At 70.9% G+C, this 14,792-nt stretch carries 18 protein-coding genes; 10 read left to right on the top strand and 8 right to left on the bottom strand.

The features are described 5' to 3' along the window. Window positions 1-49: 49 nt before the first annotated feature. The 4 genes from FZ103_RS04440 to purS form a co-directional block, all read right to left on the bottom strand. The gene (locus tag FZ103_RS04440) at window positions 50-574 is read right to left on the bottom strand and encodes a hypothetical protein (protein ID WP_155999014.1); all 525 of its coding nucleotides are present in this window, start codon (window positions 572-574) and stop codon (window positions 50-52) included. Between the two features lie 34 nt (window positions 575-608). Continuing rightward, entirely contained in the window at window positions 609-1,316 is a 708-nt protein-coding gene (gene purQ, locus FZ103_RS04435) for a phosphoribosylformylglycinamidine synthase subunit PurQ (RefSeq protein ID WP_155999013.1), read from the bottom strand. A gap of 103 nt (window positions 1,317-1,419) precedes the next feature. After that, a complete protein-coding gene (locus tag FZ103_RS04430) occupies window positions 1,420-1,872 on the bottom strand; it encodes an ATP-binding protein (protein WP_155999012.1) in 453 nt (150 codons plus the stop codon). Window positions 1,873-2,053: 181 nt separating this feature from the next. Then, complete coding sequence (purS, locus tag FZ103_RS04425) at window positions 2,054-2,296, bottom strand: phosphoribosylformylglycinamidine synthase subunit PurS (protein ID WP_186355801.1); 243 nt, start codon at window positions 2,294-2,296, stop codon at window positions 2,054-2,056. 512 nt (window positions 2,297-2,808) lie between these two features. Here purS and FZ103_RS04420 point away from each other — a divergent pair. The 4 genes from FZ103_RS04420 to FZ103_RS04405 all read left to right on the top strand — a co-directional run bounded on the left by FZ103_RS04420 (window position 2,809) and on the right by FZ103_RS04405 (window position 7,490). Then, window positions 2,809-3,405, top strand: coding sequence for a sigma-70 family RNA polymerase sigma factor (locus FZ103_RS04420; protein ID WP_155999076.1), 597 nt, complete (start codon window positions 2,809-2,811; stop codon window positions 3,403-3,405). A 470-nt stretch (window positions 3,406-3,875) separates the two neighbouring features. Then, on the top strand, window positions 3,876-4,991 hold the full coding sequence (gene pdhA, locus FZ103_RS04415; protein ID WP_186355800.1) for a pyruvate dehydrogenase (acetyl-transferring) E1 component subunit alpha: 1,116 nt from the start codon (window positions 3,876-3,878) through the stop codon (window positions 4,989-4,991). 2 nt (window positions 4,992-4,993) lie between these two features. After that, the gene (locus FZ103_RS04410) at window positions 4,994-5,974 is read left to right on the top strand and encodes an alpha-ketoacid dehydrogenase subunit beta (RefSeq protein ID WP_155999011.1); all 981 of its coding nucleotides are present in this window, start codon (window positions 4,994-4,996) and stop codon (window positions 5,972-5,974) included. A gap of 28 nt (window positions 5,975-6,002) precedes the next feature. Beyond that, window positions 6,003-7,490 carry a dihydrolipoamide acetyltransferase family protein gene (locus FZ103_RS04405; protein WP_186355799.1) on the top strand — a complete coding sequence of 496 codons (1,488 nt, stop codon included), beginning with the start codon at window positions 6,003-6,005 and terminating at the stop codon, window positions 7,488-7,490. A 125-nt stretch (window positions 7,491-7,615) separates the two neighbouring features. Here FZ103_RS04405 and FZ103_RS04400 read toward each other — a convergent pair whose 3' ends face one another. Together FZ103_RS04400 and FZ103_RS04395 are read right to left on the bottom strand one after the other, a co-directional pair. After that, window positions 7,616-7,792 carry a DUF397 domain-containing protein gene (locus tag FZ103_RS04400; RefSeq protein WP_155999010.1) on the bottom strand — a complete coding sequence of 59 codons (177 nt, stop codon included), beginning with the start codon at window positions 7,790-7,792 and terminating at the stop codon, window positions 7,616-7,618. After that, window positions 7,785-8,588, bottom strand: a complete 804-nt coding sequence (locus tag FZ103_RS04395; RefSeq protein WP_155999009.1) for a helix-turn-helix transcriptional regulator — start codon at window positions 8,586-8,588, stop codon at window positions 7,785-7,787. Before FZ103_RS04395 ends, FZ103_RS04400 begins: the two co-directional genes overlap by 8 nt. A 174-nt stretch (window positions 8,589-8,762) precedes the next feature. Between FZ103_RS04395 and FZ103_RS25305 the strand changes: the two genes are divergently transcribed. The 3 genes from FZ103_RS25305 (at window position 8,763) to FZ103_RS04385 (ending at window position 10,564) form a co-directional block, all read left to right on the top strand. Further along, complete coding sequence (locus tag FZ103_RS25305; RefSeq protein WP_255429751.1) at window positions 8,763-8,888, top strand: hypothetical protein; 126 nt, start codon at window positions 8,763-8,765, stop codon at window positions 8,886-8,888. Beyond that, window positions 8,885-9,184: a hypothetical protein gene (locus FZ103_RS04390; protein WP_155999008.1), complete on the top strand. Its 300-nt coding sequence runs from the start codon at window positions 8,885-8,887 to the stop codon at window positions 9,182-9,184. The genes FZ103_RS25305 and FZ103_RS04390 overlap by 4 nt, the downstream gene beginning before the upstream one ends. 465 nt (window positions 9,185-9,649) lie before the next feature. After that, window positions 9,650-10,564, top strand: coding sequence for a hypothetical protein (locus FZ103_RS04385; protein ID WP_155999007.1), 915 nt, complete (start codon window positions 9,650-9,652; stop codon window positions 10,562-10,564). Window positions 10,565-10,921: 357 nt separating this feature from the next. Here FZ103_RS04385 and FZ103_RS04380 read toward each other — a convergent pair whose 3' ends face one another. Next, window positions 10,922-11,593 carry a LysE family translocator gene (locus tag FZ103_RS04380; RefSeq protein WP_155999006.1) on the bottom strand — a complete coding sequence of 224 codons (672 nt, stop codon included), beginning with the start codon at window positions 11,591-11,593 and terminating at the stop codon, window positions 10,922-10,924. A gap of 187 nt (window positions 11,594-11,780) precedes the next feature. Next, complete coding sequence (locus FZ103_RS04375) at window positions 11,781-12,740, bottom strand: YafY family protein (RefSeq protein WP_186355798.1); 960 nt, start codon at window positions 12,738-12,740, stop codon at window positions 11,781-11,783. A 61-nt stretch (window positions 12,741-12,801) separates the two neighbouring features. On the opposite strand from FZ103_RS04375, the gene FZ103_RS04370 reads away from it, so the two are divergent. From FZ103_RS04370 to FZ103_RS04360, 3 genes are all read left to right on the top strand, one after another. Further along, on the top strand, window positions 12,802-13,386 hold the full coding sequence (locus FZ103_RS04370; protein WP_186355797.1) for a DinB family protein: 585 nt from the start codon (window positions 12,802-12,804) through the stop codon (window positions 13,384-13,386). Window position 13,387: 1 nt separating this feature from the next. Further along, window positions 13,388-13,825 (top strand): VOC family protein, encoded by a 438-nt coding sequence (locus tag FZ103_RS04365; protein WP_155999005.1) that lies wholly within the window; start codon window positions 13,388-13,390, stop codon window positions 13,823-13,825. Window positions 13,826-14,042: 217 nt separating this feature from the next. After that, window positions 14,043-14,681 carry a hypothetical protein gene (locus FZ103_RS04360; protein WP_255429750.1) on the top strand — a complete coding sequence of 213 codons (639 nt, stop codon included), beginning with the start codon at window positions 14,043-14,045 and terminating at the stop codon, window positions 14,679-14,681. Window positions 14,682-14,792: the final 111 nt, after the last annotated feature.

Below are 14,792 nucleotides of genomic sequence, written 5' to 3'. Positions count from 1 at the left end.
CGGCGGGGCGGTTGCGGTTCGGGGCGGGCGGCCGCGGGCACGCGGCGGGTCAGGAGGAGCCCGGCCGCTGGGCGTGCATCAGCATCAGTCCCGCGCTGGCGTCGGGGGCGTTGACCGGGGTGGCCGTGATCAGCACCTGCCCGTCGGTGAGATAGCTCTCGCCCAGCGGGACCTCCTTGGGGTCGGCCTCGCTGTTGGGCAGCACCCGCGCCCACCCCTTGTCCAGCAGGTGGTTGAAGACCTTGTCGATCGCGGCCTTGCTGGCCTTGTCGGAGTCCTGCTCCTCGCCGCCGTCCGCGACGGACACGCCGACGATGCGCACGCACTCCACATCGGGGCACTGCTGCCCGAAGTCGGTGTAGGAGGCGCCCTGGGGGGCCTTGCCCAGCGATTCCAGCTTCGGCGCCGCCACCGGCGAGGCGGCGGTGCCCGGCGGCCGCCCGTCGGCGGCCCGGCCGGAATCGGGCGAGCTGAGGGCGTCGAACAGGCCGATGGCCCCTGTCGCGACGAGCGCCACGGTCACCACGGCCGCGAGGACGACCATGGTCATCCGCGACCGCAGCAGGTCCATCATGCGCATAGCGTCCCCCGGTGAGTCGCAGCGGTCGTCAGCCGGTCGCGGCCGCCGCCGCGGGGCTGGTGTCGGCCAGGTGCGCGAGGAGGGAGGTGAAGAAGTCCAGCCCGTGGGTCGAGGGGCCGGTCAGCTCCTCGACGGCGTGCTCGGGGTGGGGCATCAGGCCGACCACGTTGCCGTGCTCGTTGCTGATGCCGGCGATGCCCCGCCGGGCGCCGTTGGGAGCCTCGCCCACGTAGCGGACGACCACGCGGCCCGAGCGCTCCAGCTCGTCCAGAGTGGCGTCGTCGGCGACGAAGTTGCCCTCGCCGCTCTTGAGGACGATGCGGATTTCCTCGCCCTCGGTGTAGCGGTTGGTCCAGGCGGTGGCGGTGGACTCCACCCGCACCGCCTGCTCGCGGTTGACGAACCGCAGCGACCGGTTGCGGGTCAGCGCGCCGGGCAGCAGGTGGCTCTCGCACAGGATCTGGAACCCGTTGCAGATGCCCAGGACCGGCAGCGTCCCCGAGCGGGCGGCGGGCACCAGCTCGTTCATGACCGGGGCGAAGCGGGCGATGGCGCCGCAGCGCAGGTAGTCGCCGTAGGAGAACCCGCCGGGCAGGACGACCGCGTCGACGCCCTTGAGGTCGGGGTCGTCGTGCCAGAGCGGGACGGGATCGGCGCCGGCGAGGCGGACGGCGCGTGCGGCGTCCCTGTCGTCCAGGGAGCCGGGGAAGGTGACGACGCCCACACGGGCTGTCATGGGCACTCTCCGGTGTCGTTCGGTGGGAGCCGGGCGCCGGGCGGCCGGGTCGGCTGCCGGCGCCTGTCGCGTTCGAGGTTACCTGCTGGTCCCGGCGCGCGGGTCAGCGCAGCACAGGCTCCAGCAGGCTCCACCGGCCGGGCTCGGGCGGGCCGGGGCTGCACTCGTCGAAGCGCTTGCCCAACCGGAGCCGCGTGGTGCCGTCGCGGTCGGAGGCGAGGGACACGTCGTCCATGATCTGGCGCATCAGAAGAATGCCCCTGCCCGACTCCGCTTCGAGGTCTGGCAGGGGCACCCGGTCCAGATTGAATCCCGGCCCTATGTGCGCCACCTCAACGACGCACATATCCGAGCGGATGTGGACTTCGACGCGGTATCCGGCGGATGCGGCGCCGTGGTCGACGGCATTGGCGCACGCCTCGGAGGCGGCGAGGAGAATCGGGAAGCGGCATTCGGCGCAGACTCCGGTGGTGCGCAGCGCCTCGCCGAGGAAGTCGCGCATCACGGCGACGGTGTACGCCTGTCGGGGGAGCGCAATCGAGAATTTCACTTCCATCGCAAGCCCTCACGACCGGTAGGCACATTGTTGAGCCTTCCCGAGGGGCGCCATGCGAAACGGACATTGGCGCGAGTTGGCCGGATGCGGCAGGTGACGTGGCAATTCCGCAGCGCGAGCAATGCTGGGCAGCACCGCCGGCCCAATTCGGGTCACCTTCGGCGTGGCGGCGCGACGTGTCCTATTCCACACGCACGGAGAAGTCCTCGATGACCGGATTGGCCAGCAGGGTCTCGGCCATGCGCCGGACCTCGGCCAGCGCGGCGTCGTCGGCCTCGCCCTCGACCTCGACCTCGAAGCGCTTGCCCTGGCGGACCCCGCGGATCCCCGAGAAGCCCAGACGCTCGCAGGCGCCGGCGATGGCCTGGCCCTGGGGGTCCAGGATCTCCGGCTTGAGCATGACGTCAACCACGACGCGGGCCACGGGCTCCTCCACTGGGATCGGCGGTTCGGGTTCGCAAAAGCAGCGGTGCGAAGGTGTCGAAGGATGCGCCCCCGCGGGTAGCGGTGCGGAGGCAGGAGAAAGCGTACGGCACGACGGAGTGCCGTGCGGGTCCGCTCCGGCGGCGTCTATCCTGGAAGGGGACGCAGTGCCATCGCCTCGCCCGCCACCACCCTCGAAACAGCAGGCCTGCGGGAAAGCAGGGCCACAGCGGGCCGGAGGGAAGGCGGCGCCTCAAAGCGCCCCGCAGGCCCGCGGGAAACCACCTCCACACCCCTGGCCGCTGTGGCACCCGGCGCGACCGTCAACGACGACGTTCCGCGCGAGCCCATTACCGCGTTTTGGGTCGCCGTACACACGCATTCGGCATTCCCGTGACACGGATCACCCGGACCGGCGTCATCACCGGACGCACTTCCCTGCGTCTACCAAGTCAGTAGCAAAGCCGGTCGTCCCAAGGGGGAGATTTGACGACCACACTCGATCTGGAGCGTATGAGCGGAGCCGACGAGTCCACCGGAAACGCCCGGACCGGCGAATCGATCGACTTCGCGACCGCCGTCACCCCGTACGCCGACCAGCTGTACCCGGCCGCGCTGCGCATGACGCGCAACTCCGCCGACGCGGAGGACCTGGTGCAGGAGACCTTCACCAAGGCGTTCGCCAACTTCCACCAGTTCCGCGCGGGCACCAACCTGCGCGCATGGCTGTACCGGATCCTGACCAACACGTTCATCAACGGCTACCGCAAGAAGCAGCGCGAGCCCCGCCAGGACACCACCGACGAGATCAAGGACTGGCAGTTGGCCGCCGCCGACGCGCACACCTCCACGGGGTCGCGCTCGGCCGAGTCGGAGGTGCTGGAGCGCCTGCCCGACTCCGCCATCCGGCACGCGCTGGCCGAACTCCCCGAGGAGTTCCGCCTCGTCGTCTACCTCATCGACGTCGAGGGCTTCACCTACAAGGAGGTGGCTGCGCGCATGGGCACGCCGCTGGGCACCGTGATGTCGCGGTTGCACCGGGCGCGCCGCCAGCTGCGCGAACACCTGGCCGACTACGCCAAGGACCGCGGGTTCCGCGCCGCGGCCTGATTCCGCGCGCCCCGCGCTCTCCGGCGGGCCGCGTCCCCGGGCGCCCCGCGCGGCCGCCCTCGGCAGCGGCCGCCCCCGGGCGCGACGCCGCCCGCATCCGGTTCCGCGCTTGGGCCCGGGCGGCTTCCCTGACCCGGCGCCGCCCGACCCGGCACTCTCCGTAACCATTCCCCGTTGCACCGTCATACCGCCCGCGGCGGGCTCCGCGCCGCGGTCCTCGGCCGTCCGACTTTTTCTTCGGACGGCCTTGCTATTGCTAGGAGGACCTGCTAGTTGCGGTTTCCCGCTCGTGGGCCATGATGGAGCGGCGGATGAAAGTCGGCGCTGGGCCCTTGCGCGGCCAGCGGTGAGTTCTGTCACGATGTCGGTAGGGCTGTCCGCTTGAACCCGTTACCCCGGGTAAGCGGCAGAGATCCGGCCGACGTAGTGGTACCCCGCGAAATCGGCCCCGAGAACCCGAGGAGCGACAGGTGTCGGACAACACCGCGCATGGAGAACCCGAGCTCGTCCAGCTCTTGACACCCGACGGAGAGCTGCGCGACCACCCCGACTACCCGCTGGAGATCAGCGCCGAGGAGATCCGCGGACTCTACCGCGACCTCGTCCTGGTCCGCCGCGTCGACACCGAGGCGGTCGCCCTGCAGCGCCAGGGCGAACTGGGCCTGTGGGCCTCGCTGCTGGGCCAGGAGGCCGCCCAGATCGGCTCGGCGCGCGCCCTGCGGCCCCACGACATGGCCTTCCCCTCCTACCGCGAGCACGGCGTGGCCTGGGTGCGCGGCGTCGCCCCCAAGGAACTGCTGAGCATGTTCCGCGGAGTGAGCAACGGCGGCTGGGATCCCGCACAGCACGGGCTGCATCTCTACACCATCGTCATCGGCAGCCAGACCCTGCACGCCACCGGCTACGCCATGGGCGTCCAGCGCGACGGAGCCACCGGCGAGGACGGCTCGGCGGTCATCGTCTACTTCGGCGACGGCGCCACCAGCCAGGGCGACACCAGCGAGGCGTTCAACTTCGCCGCGGTCAACAACGCCCCCGTGGTGTTCTTCTGCCAGAACAACCAGTGGGCCATCTCCGAGCCCCCCGAGCGCCAGGCGCGGGTGCCGCTCTACCGGCGCGCCGCCGGATTCGGATTCCCCGGCGTACGCATCGACGGCAACGACGTCTTCGCCTCCCTCGCGGTCACTCGCAAGGCCATGCAGCAGGCACGCGAAGGCCAGGGGCCGATGCTCATCGAGGCGTTCACCTACCGCATGGGCGCCCACACCACCAACGACGACCCCACCCGCTACCGGGTGGCCGCCGAACTGGAGGAGTGGAAGGCCAAGGACCCGATCCTGCGGCTGCGCGCCCACATCCAGGCCCGGGGGATCGCCGGCGACGACTTCTTCACCGAGGTCGAGACCGAGGCCGACCGCCTGGGCGAGCGGCTGCGCACCGAATGCCGGTCGCTGCCCGACCCCGACCCCCTGGACATCTTCCACGAGGTCTACGCCGAACCCAACACCCAGCTCGACCTGCAGCGGGCCGAGTTCGCCGACTACCTGGCGTCGTTCGAAGACGCCGGCGCCGAGGGAGGGCGGTGACCATGAGCGTCAACCTCACGATCGGAAAGGCGATCAACGCCGGACTGCGCCGGGCCATGGAGGCCGACCCCAAGGTCCTGGTCATGGGCGAGGACGTGGGCCGCCTCGGCGGCGTGTTCCGCGTGACCGACCAGCTGCACAAGGACTTCGGCGGCGACCGCGTCATCGACACGCCGCTGGCGGAGTCGGGCATCGTCGGCACCGCCATCGGGCTGGCCCTGCGCGGCTACCGCCCGGTCTGCGAGATCCAGTTCGACGGCTTCTTCTTCCCGGCCACCAACCAGACCTTCACCCAGCTCGCCAAGATGCGCCGCCGCTCCGCGGGCGCCCTGAGCGTGCCGGTCGTGCTGCGCATCCCCTACGGCGGCGGCATCGGCGCCGTGGAGCACCACAGCGAGTCGCCCGAGGCCTACTTCGCCCACACCGCGGGCCTGCGGGTGGTCACCGTGGCCAACGCCGTCGACGCCTACTGGATGATCCAGCAGGCGATCGCCTCCCAGGATCCCGTGGTGTTCTTCGAGCCCAAGCGGCGCTACTACGACAAGGCCGACGTGGACACCGGCGCGTCGCTGGAGTCGGCCATGCCGATGAGGTCGGCGCGGGTGGCCCGGCCGGGCGGCGACCTCACGCTGCTGGCCTACGGGCCCATGGTCAAGACCGCCCTGCAGGCGGCCGAGGCCGATACCGACCACTCCATCGAGGTCATCGACCTGCGGTCCATCTCGCCGGTGGACTATCCCACCGTGGAGGAGTCGGTGCGCCGCACCGGCCGGCTGGTGATCGCCCACGAGGCGCCCGTCAGCGGCGGCGTCGGCGGCGAGATCGCCGCGCGTATCACCGAGTCGTGCTTCTACCACCTGGAGTCGCCGGTCATCCGGGTCGGCGCCTTCGACACCCCCTACCCGCAGTCCCGCCTGGAGGAGCACTACCTGCCCGACCTCGATCGGATCCTCGACGGCGTCGACCGCGCATTCGCGTACTAGAGGGGGCGGGAGAGCGAAGGTGAACCAGGTGAGCACCCAACAGTCCGGTGTGCAGGAGTTCCGGCTGCCCGACGTCGGCGAAGGGCTGGTCGACGCCGAACTGCTGCAGTGGTACGTCCAGCCGGGCGACGAAGTGCAGGTCAACCAGATGATCTGCGAGGTCGAGACCGCCAAGGCGGCCGTGGAGCTGCCGAGCCCGTATGCGGGCACGGTCCGCGAGCTGCTGGTGGAGGCCGGGACGACGGTCGACGTCGGCACGCCCATCATCACCGTCGACACCGGCGGCGGTGCGGAGGGCGAGGAGTCCGGCGGGTCCGCGGCGGGCAACGAGGAGACCGAGGAGCGGGAGAAGCCGCTGGTCGGCTACGGCGAGCGCGCCGCGTCCACCACCCGGCGCCCGCGGCGCAACCGCCACGGCGCGCCCGCGCAACCGGCCGCCGCCGGCGAGAGCAACGGCCGGGCTGCGCCCGCCGGGCAGGACACGCAAGCGGCGCCGAGCGCGGCGAGCGCTCTGGGCGATGCCGGCGCTCACAGCGGCGGTCCCGCCGCCCCGGCGGGCAACGGAGCCCCGGCGCGTGCGCTGGCCAAGCCGCCGGTGCGCAAGCTCGCCAAGGACCTCGGCGTCGACCTCGCCGCGGTCACTCCGACGGGGCCGGGCGGGGTCGTCACCCGCGACGACGTCCGGCGCGGCGCGGGCGAGGCGGCCGGTACGGCCGCGCCCGCGGCACCGGCGGCGCAGCCCGAGCAGGAGGCCGCACCGGCGGCGGCGCCCGCCGCCGAAGGGGCGCCCTCCACCGCCGCCGAGCCGGGGGTGCGCGAGGAGCGCATCCCCGTCAAGGGCGTGCGCAAGCACACGGCGGCGGCCATGGTGCGCAGCGCCTTCAGCGCGCCGCACGTCACCGAGTTCCTGCAGGTGGACGTCACGAAGACGGTGAAGACCGTCGCCAAGCTGCGCGAGCGGCCGGAGTTCGCCGACGTCAAGGTCTCGCCGCTGCTGCTGGTGGCGCGCGCCCTGCTGACGGCCGTGCGGCGCCACCCCGAGGTGAACGCCTCCTGGGACGACGAGCGCCAGGAGATCGTGCGCAAGCACTACGTCAACCTGGGGATCGCCGCGGCGACCGACCGCGGGCTGGTGGTGCCCAACATCAAGGACGCGCACACCAAGCCGCTGCCGGACCTGGCGCGGGAGCTGCAGGCTCTCACCGAGACCGCCCGCGCGGGCGGCGCCACCCCGGCCGACCTCAGCGGCGGCACGATCACCATCACCAACGTGGGGGTGTTCGGGGTCGACGCGGGGACGCCCATCATCAACCCGGGCGAGGCCGCGATCCTGGCGTTCGGCCAGATCCGCGACATGCCCTGGGTGCACAAGGGCGAGTTGACGGTGCGCAAGGTGACGACCCTGTCGCTGTCCTTCGACCACAGGCTGGTCGACGGCGAACTGGGCTCCAAGGTCCTGCGCGACGTCGGCGCGATGCTGGAGGACCCCAAGACGTCGGCGCTGATCTGGGGATAGTCCCGACAGCACAGACAGACCGACCCGGCCGGTGAACCCAGCGAAGGGGGCGGGGAGGGACCGGTCCCTCCCCGCCCGTTCGTGTCGTCGGAGGAACGGCTTGTCGGGGGAAGCGGCGGCGCCGCTCAGAGGTCGCCGGTTCTCAAGCCGTCGACGAAGGCCTGCCATTCGTCAGCGGGGAAGGCGAGGTACCCGAGGTCCCGGTGCCGGGTGTCCCGGACGAGAGTCTGGGGGCCTTCGGCGACCTCGACGCAGTTCGGGTCCTTCGCTCCGCTGTAGCTGCTCTTGTGCCAGTCATTCATTGGTTTCTTTCCTTATGCGTTCAATCAGTTGGATCGAATCCGACTGAGACAGGGACTCGGAACACAGTTCCCCGAAGACGCCGACCATTTCGGTGACCTCGCTGGGTCTCTGTATGACGGCTTGGCCGCGCGCGTGATCAGCATGCACAACCTGCCTACCGCCCTCTAGCGTCATGATCCGGAAGGCTCCGGCGATTGCCGGACGCCACGGGGCGTACGTGGGCAGCACCAGAGGCACGACAGCGCTGGACTCTGCGAGCGACAGCACATGGTCCAACTGCTCTCGCATGACGTGTTCGTCTCCGGCGACTCGGCGCAGGACCCCCTCGTCCATGATCACCCGCAGGATAGCGCCCGGCCTCAGGTTGCGGATCCGTTCCGCCCTCACCTTGACGCTTTGCTCCAGAGCGTCGCGATTGCCGCGCTCTCGGCGCATGACCCAGCGTATGTAGGTCTCACATTGCAGAAGCCCGGGGATGAGCAGCGGCTGATACTCCCAAATCTCGTTTGCCGCCCGCTCCAGCTTGATGAAGTCCCGCCACTCCTCGGGGATCTCGGCGGCATGGTTCATGTCCTGCCAGAGCTGCCATAGGGCGCCGCCTGTAGACAAGAGCCCATCAAACTTGCTTGCTATGTCCGATTTCGGAGCCCTTGTCGCCATTTCATATTTGCTGACAACTTGCCGACTCATGTTCGCCGCTCGGGCTAACTGGGACTGCGTCATCCCAGCTGATTCGCGGTGCTGCTTCAAGGCGGCAGCCCAAGGCAGCCATTCTTCGTGTACGCGCTCGACCATATTCACATGATGATCTGCCTGTCGCCAGTGCGTCTACGGATTCTCTAAAAAGACCCAATTGCGTAGCGATCATGGAAGGTTCACCGCGTGCGGGGGACCCTTAAACGCGAAAGACCCCCGCGGCGGAAGGCACCCGCCCGGGGGCATGGTCCCAGCTACCAAGGAGCTGAAGACATGCCGATTCTAGTGGCGCTGCGCGACCCCCTGGCGCTCATCTCCCGATTGATACGGCCCTCACGCGGACTGCACGCCGCGCCCGTCCGGTGGGTCCGCTTCGAGCCGGGGCCGATGGTGCCATGAAGCGCGCCGAAGAACTGGTCGAGCACCCGCAGTCATGGTGGGAGATCCCCGAATCGGGCGTCGTCTACGCCATCGGCGTCGAAGCCGGAACCATGCTGATGGAGTGGCGCCCCGCCCCGGACGGAACGTGTATCGAGTACTTCGTACACCGCGCGATCTACGACCGCCGGCGCGGCTGGACGGGCACACTCCCGCTCGCCGACTTCCGGCTCCGGCTGTTCCACCGCATCCACCAGTCATGGGATCCGTGCGTCTACCCGCTCGGCTTCCCCTTTCAGGAAGGCAGCGCACCGTGAACACGGACAAGTGGACATGCCGCCTGTGCACCCGTCCCAATCTCGAAGAGACCTGCGGCTTCTGCGGAAACCCAAAGGCCGAACAGTGGCGTCTGCCCCCTCTACCGGGAGAAAACCTCCCGGCCCGAGGGAGGGCGTCCGCACGCGTGCGCCCCTACGTCATCGCACCGACGCGACACACGCCGTGACCGCCGCCCGCCCGGCTGCGCGGCGCCTGGAGGTGAACGCGCCACCGGGGAAGGGCTGGTGGCACCGCTCCGGATCAGGAACTCTCCGGGATCCCCGTGGGGCGGGCACCACCGAGGTTGCGGCAATGGGGCCGGTTTGCGCGAAGCGCTGTGCGCCAGCTTGCCGCCGAGCGCACGGAGCACCTTTACTCCGGAGGCCCGCCACCGGTGGCAGATTCGCACAATCCACGCTGTGGAAAACCCACAATGCCGTCGTGCGCCGCTCCACCATTGGAACATGAATTCTCTCCCCCCGTACGCGCTCACCCGGCACGGCGTCATGCAGCGCCGGATAGGCAATCCCCACTCCGGCCCTCCCCGCGACCCATCCCACATGGCCGGTGCCATGGAATTCGCTGATCTTCTGCCGAAGGATGCCGTGGTCGTCGGACGCACTGCCGCCCTGCTCCACGGGTTGGATGTCCTCCCGCCAGGTCGGGCCGCGGCCACGTGGCCGGTCGAGATCTCCGTTCCGCGCAACTGGGCAGGTCTGGCGGCCCCAACCGTCCGGATATACCGGTGGGCGATCGCCTCCGGCGACGTCACCACTGTCGCCGACATGCCTGTGACCACGCTCGAGCGCACCGCCGCTGATTGTGCTCGATGCCTGCCGCGCCTAGAGGCCGTCGCTGCCCTTGACCAGTTCCTTCGCATGGGTGTTGAAGCGCGGAGGCTGCTGCTGCGCGCCGACACTCGCACTCGCTACGGACGGCGCATCGCCGCCGTGCTGGATGCGGCCGATTCGGGCGCCGAGTCTCCGGGGGAAGGCTGGACCCGCTGCCTGATCGTCGATGCCGGTCTACCCCGGCCGTGCTCGCAGGTTCCGGTCGGTCTCGCGGGCGGGCGAGTCTTCCTCGATCTGGGATATGAGGAGTACCGCCAAGGTGTCGAGTACTACGGCGCGGAGTTCCACACCCGAGTACACCGGAGCCATGACGCGGCCCGCGTGGCGGCATTGACCGGGCTGGGGTGGGACGTTTTCGTCGTCCGGGCGGCCGACGTAGTGGTGAAGCCGGACGCTCTCCTGCGGGGACTGCTCTCACGGCTGCGCTGCCGCGGATGGGCGCCCGCGCCGTCACATGAGAAGAAGGTGCGCAAGCGGATCGGCTATATCTGCATGATGCTGCGCCATCAGCGGCGCGCGAGAGTTTGAATCGGGGGCGCATACCGTCGATCGGAGGTGGCGGCGTGCGCTCGGCGGCAAGCTGGCGCGCAGCGCTTCGCGCGTCCCAGCCCCATTGCCGCAGCCTCTCGGGTGGCCGGCCCGGGATGGTTCCCGGAGGTTCTTGGGTGTCTTGTGAGTCATGGGGCGGTGGGCGTTGGCCGCCGGGTCGGGGTGGGGGTGTTGGGCGCATGCCGGCCCCGTCGCCGCAGCTTCTCGGATTGAGCGGCCCCGGACGGTTCTCGGGAGTTCCCGGGTGAGTCTTGGGGCGCGTGCGCTCGTGTGCGACGCGCTGTGAGTCGGGCCCCCGGCCATCGCTGTGAGTCGGCGGGCGATGTGGGCATCTGCTCACCGAGAGGTCAGCAGCACCCGCCCGGCGAGTGCGAGAAGGACCGTTCCGGTGACCGCTTCGAGGCGGCGGCGGATCACGGGGCGCCGGAACCAGGAGCGCGCCCGTGCCACTCCCGCCGCCAGACCCAGGTAGAGCGCGGTCTCGACGGTCACCTGGACGAGCGCCAGCAGGGCCGTCGTGGCCATGACCGGCTGGCCGGGCGAGATGAACTGCGGGTAGAAGGCGAACATGAACACGGCCGCCTTGGGGTTGGCGAGCTGGACGAGCAGCCCTTCGGCGAACGCCACGACCGCCGATCGCGCCGGCGCGGTCGTCTCCTCCTCGGTGGGATCGGCGGACCCCTCGCCCTCGTTCCGGCCCGCGGCGAGGCGCCGCTCCTTGATCGCGGAGATCCACGAGCGGATTCCCAGGTAGGCGAGGAACGACGCACCGGCGATCTGCAGCACGAGGTAGGCGGTGCTGGAGGCGGCCACCAGAGCGGCGACTCCGGCGCCCGCGGCGATCGCCCACAGGAAGATGCCGGCTTCCAGGCCGAGGACGGTCGCCACGCTCGCGCCGAAACCCCGCAGCGCCGCGCGGCGGAAGATCAGCGCCATCGCCGGGCCCGGGGAGGCGGATATCAGCATTACGGCGACCAGAAACGCCGGAAGCACCTGGACGATCTCCATTCCCGAACTCCCCGCCGTCGGTGGGCCGCGCTGGTCCCGCTCGATCCTCGGTGGCGCCGCGAACGCGGACAAGCGCCTGACCGGTTGCGGACACCGCGCCGTCCGCCGCCGGCCCCGGAACCTCCCAGCCGGGTCCGCGACCGGATCGGCGGCCCGGGTGGTTCTCGGATCGCCCCGGCGCCGGCCCTCAGTCCGTCCCGGCCAGTGCTGTGAGGCGGCGGGCGAGGCGGGCGGCGGCCCGGCGGAGTTCGGGCGGATCCAGTACTTCGGCGTCGAAGCCCATGCGGGCCACGTGCAGGGCGATCAGGTCCGGGTCCTGGGCTCCGACGACGAGCACGCAGGTGTCGCCGGCCTCGTCCTCGACCCGCGCCACCTGGGGCGGTACCAGCTCCCGGACCTGATCGGCGCGGGCGTGCAGCCGCACCCGGGCGGTATAGCGGTACGGCGCCTCGGTCACGGCGTGCTGGACGTAGGCGACCGGGTCCGGATGCTCCCTGGCGGGGAAGCGCCAGGTCGTCTCCGCCACCCCGCTTATCCGGTCCAGCCGGAAGGTGCGCCAGTCGCCGCGGTCGACATCCCAGGCCATCAGGTACCAGCGGCGGCCGGTGGTGACCATCCGCACCGGCTCCACCGTGCGCTCGGATTCCGCGCCGTCGCGGCCGGCGTAGCGGAACCGCACCCGCACCGAGTCGCGGCCGGCGCGCGCCAGCGCCGCCAGCACCTCCGCGTCGACCTCGACGCCGGGGCCGAGCAGGGTCTCGGTGGCGCCGTGGACCGCCCGCACCTCGGCGCGCAGCCGAGGCGGCATCACCTGGTCGAGCTTGGCCAGCGCCCGCAGCGCCGCCTCGCCCGCTCCGGCGACCGTCCCGCCGGCCGCCAGGCGCAGCGAGAGCGCCGTCGCGATCGCCTCCTCGTCGTCGAAGAGCAGCGGCGGCAGCCGGGTGCCCGCGCCGAGCCGGTAGCCGCCGCCGACGCCCGGTACCGCCTGCACGGGGTAGCCGAGGGCGCGCAGCCGCTCCACGTCGCGGCGCACGGATCGGTCGGTGACCCCCAGTTCGGCGGCGAGCTCGGCGGCGGTCCAGGTCGGCCGCCGCTGCAGCAGCGCCAGCAGCCGCAGCACGCGCTCGGTCGTCCCCTCGACGGTCACATGACCATCATTTCACGCATCACGGAACGTTCCTGTCCGCGATATGCGCAAGCCTGGGACCATGACCGACCTGACCTGGAACCCATTGCTCCGCGACCAGATCGACTGGCACTGGAACACCCAGCTGCGCCCGCGCCTGGACGGGCTCACCGACGACGAGTACTTCTGGGAGCCGGTGTCCGACTCCTGGAGCGTGCGCCCGCGCGGCACCGGAACGGCACCGGTGCAGGGCGGGTCCGGTGCGATGACCATCGACTTCGCGTTCCCGGAGCCCGACCCGCCGCCGTTCACCACGATCGCCTGGCGGCTGGGCCACGTGATCGTCGGCGTGCTCGCGATGCGCAATGCCGCGCACTTCGGACGCGCGCCCACCGACTATCAGTCGTTCGAATACGCAGCCACCGCCGCCGAGGCGCTGGCCCAGCTCGACGCCGAGTACGCCTCCTGGACGGCCGGGGTCGAAGCCCTCGGCGAGGCCGGCCTCTCCCGCCCGTGCGGGGAGGCGGAGGGGGACTACGCCGACAGCCCCATGGCACGGCTGGTGCTGCACATCGACCGCGAACTGATCCACCATCTGAGCGAGGTGTGCCTGCTGCGCGACCTGTACCTGCACACCCGCCCGCAGATCCGTCAGGAGGCGAGCTGAGATGGCCCGCGACGTTCAGATCACGTTCGACTGCGCCGACCCCGCCGGGTTGTCGGCGTTCTGGGCCGAGGCCATGGGCTACCGGCTGCAGGACCCGCCCCCGGGTTTCGACTCGTGGGAGCAGGCGCTGGAGGAGATGGGCGTGCCGCCCGAGAACCGCAACGACGCCTCAGCCGTGGTCGACCCGGAGGGCGGCGGGCCGCGGCTGTTCTTCCAGCGGGTGCCCGAGGGCAAGCAGGCCAAGAACCGCGTGCACCTGGACGTTCGCGCGGCACCCGGTCTGCAGGGCGAGGCGCGGATGGCGGCTCTTGAGGCGGAGGCCGAGCGGCTGACCGCCCACGGCGCCACCCGGCTCCAGCGCTACGAGCCCGCGCCCCCGCTGGGCGCCGGCCACATCGTCATGGCCGATCCCGAGGGCAACGAGTTCTGCCTGGACTGACCGACCACGCGGGCGGGGCCGGCATCACCGGGCGCGGCCCCGCCCGTGTCCACCGCCGCTCCGCTCACGCAGAAGCCGGTCGGGTCGTCGGGGTGTCAGCAGAACCCGCCCTGCGAGTAGCAGGACCGTCCCGGTGACCGCTTCGAGGGGGCGGCGGATCGCGGGCCGGCGGAACGAGGTGCGCGTTCGCCTAAGAGCCGCGGGGCAGGGCGTGGGCATGGCGTCGAAATCCCGCAGAAAACCGGGCCTGTTCGGCACCCTCATGGGTCGGCTCACCGTTTACGCCCAGAACAACCCCTGGCAGTACGCCGTCCGTCTGACCCTCATCGCCGCGGCGCTGGGTCCGACTCCGCTTCTCCTCGTGTTGGCGGATCTGGCCCGGGGCCCCGGGCCCGGGGTGCCCGTGCTCTTCGCAGGCATCGTGGTCGGGCTGGCGCTAGGCCTCGTCCTGCTGGTCCCTTTGCTCGCGTGGATGCTGCGGCGGATGGTCAAGGGCAATCCGGTCCCGCCCGACTCCGACCCCGCGCGGGTGTGGGCGGCCCACTGGCAGATCATGAAGGGGACACTGCACGAGGACCCCGAGACCAACCGGCTCGGGCGCATCCTGGCCGACCAGAGCGACACCTCCCGGTCGCCGAAGTTCTTCGCGGCCCTCTGCGGAATCCTGGTCCTGCTCAACGGCGGCAACCTGGCGCTGCAGTACGCCGCCGGTTCCAGCACCGCCGCCTGGCTTCCCGTGGTTCCGCTCCTGTTCCTGGTGGCGGCCTTTCCCCTCATCCGCCGCCGCCAGCGCCGAGTCCGCGAGTTCCGCGACCTCTACGACCGCACCGCATCCAGCCCCCACCCACTCGGGTGAAGCGTTCCGCCCGCCATGAACCGCCGTTTTTCTGCGTGGACAGGTGCCGCGGCCACGGCGTGTCGCCACCGCTACCCGCACCTCGCCGCGGCGTACGGGACGGGCACCGGG

The organism is Streptomonospora sp. PA3 (genome assembly GCF_009728995.1).
Lineage (GTDB): Bacteria > Actinomycetota > Actinomycetes > Streptosporangiales > Streptosporangiaceae > Streptomonospora.
This window is presented reverse-complemented; position numbering and strand designations above follow the sequence as displayed.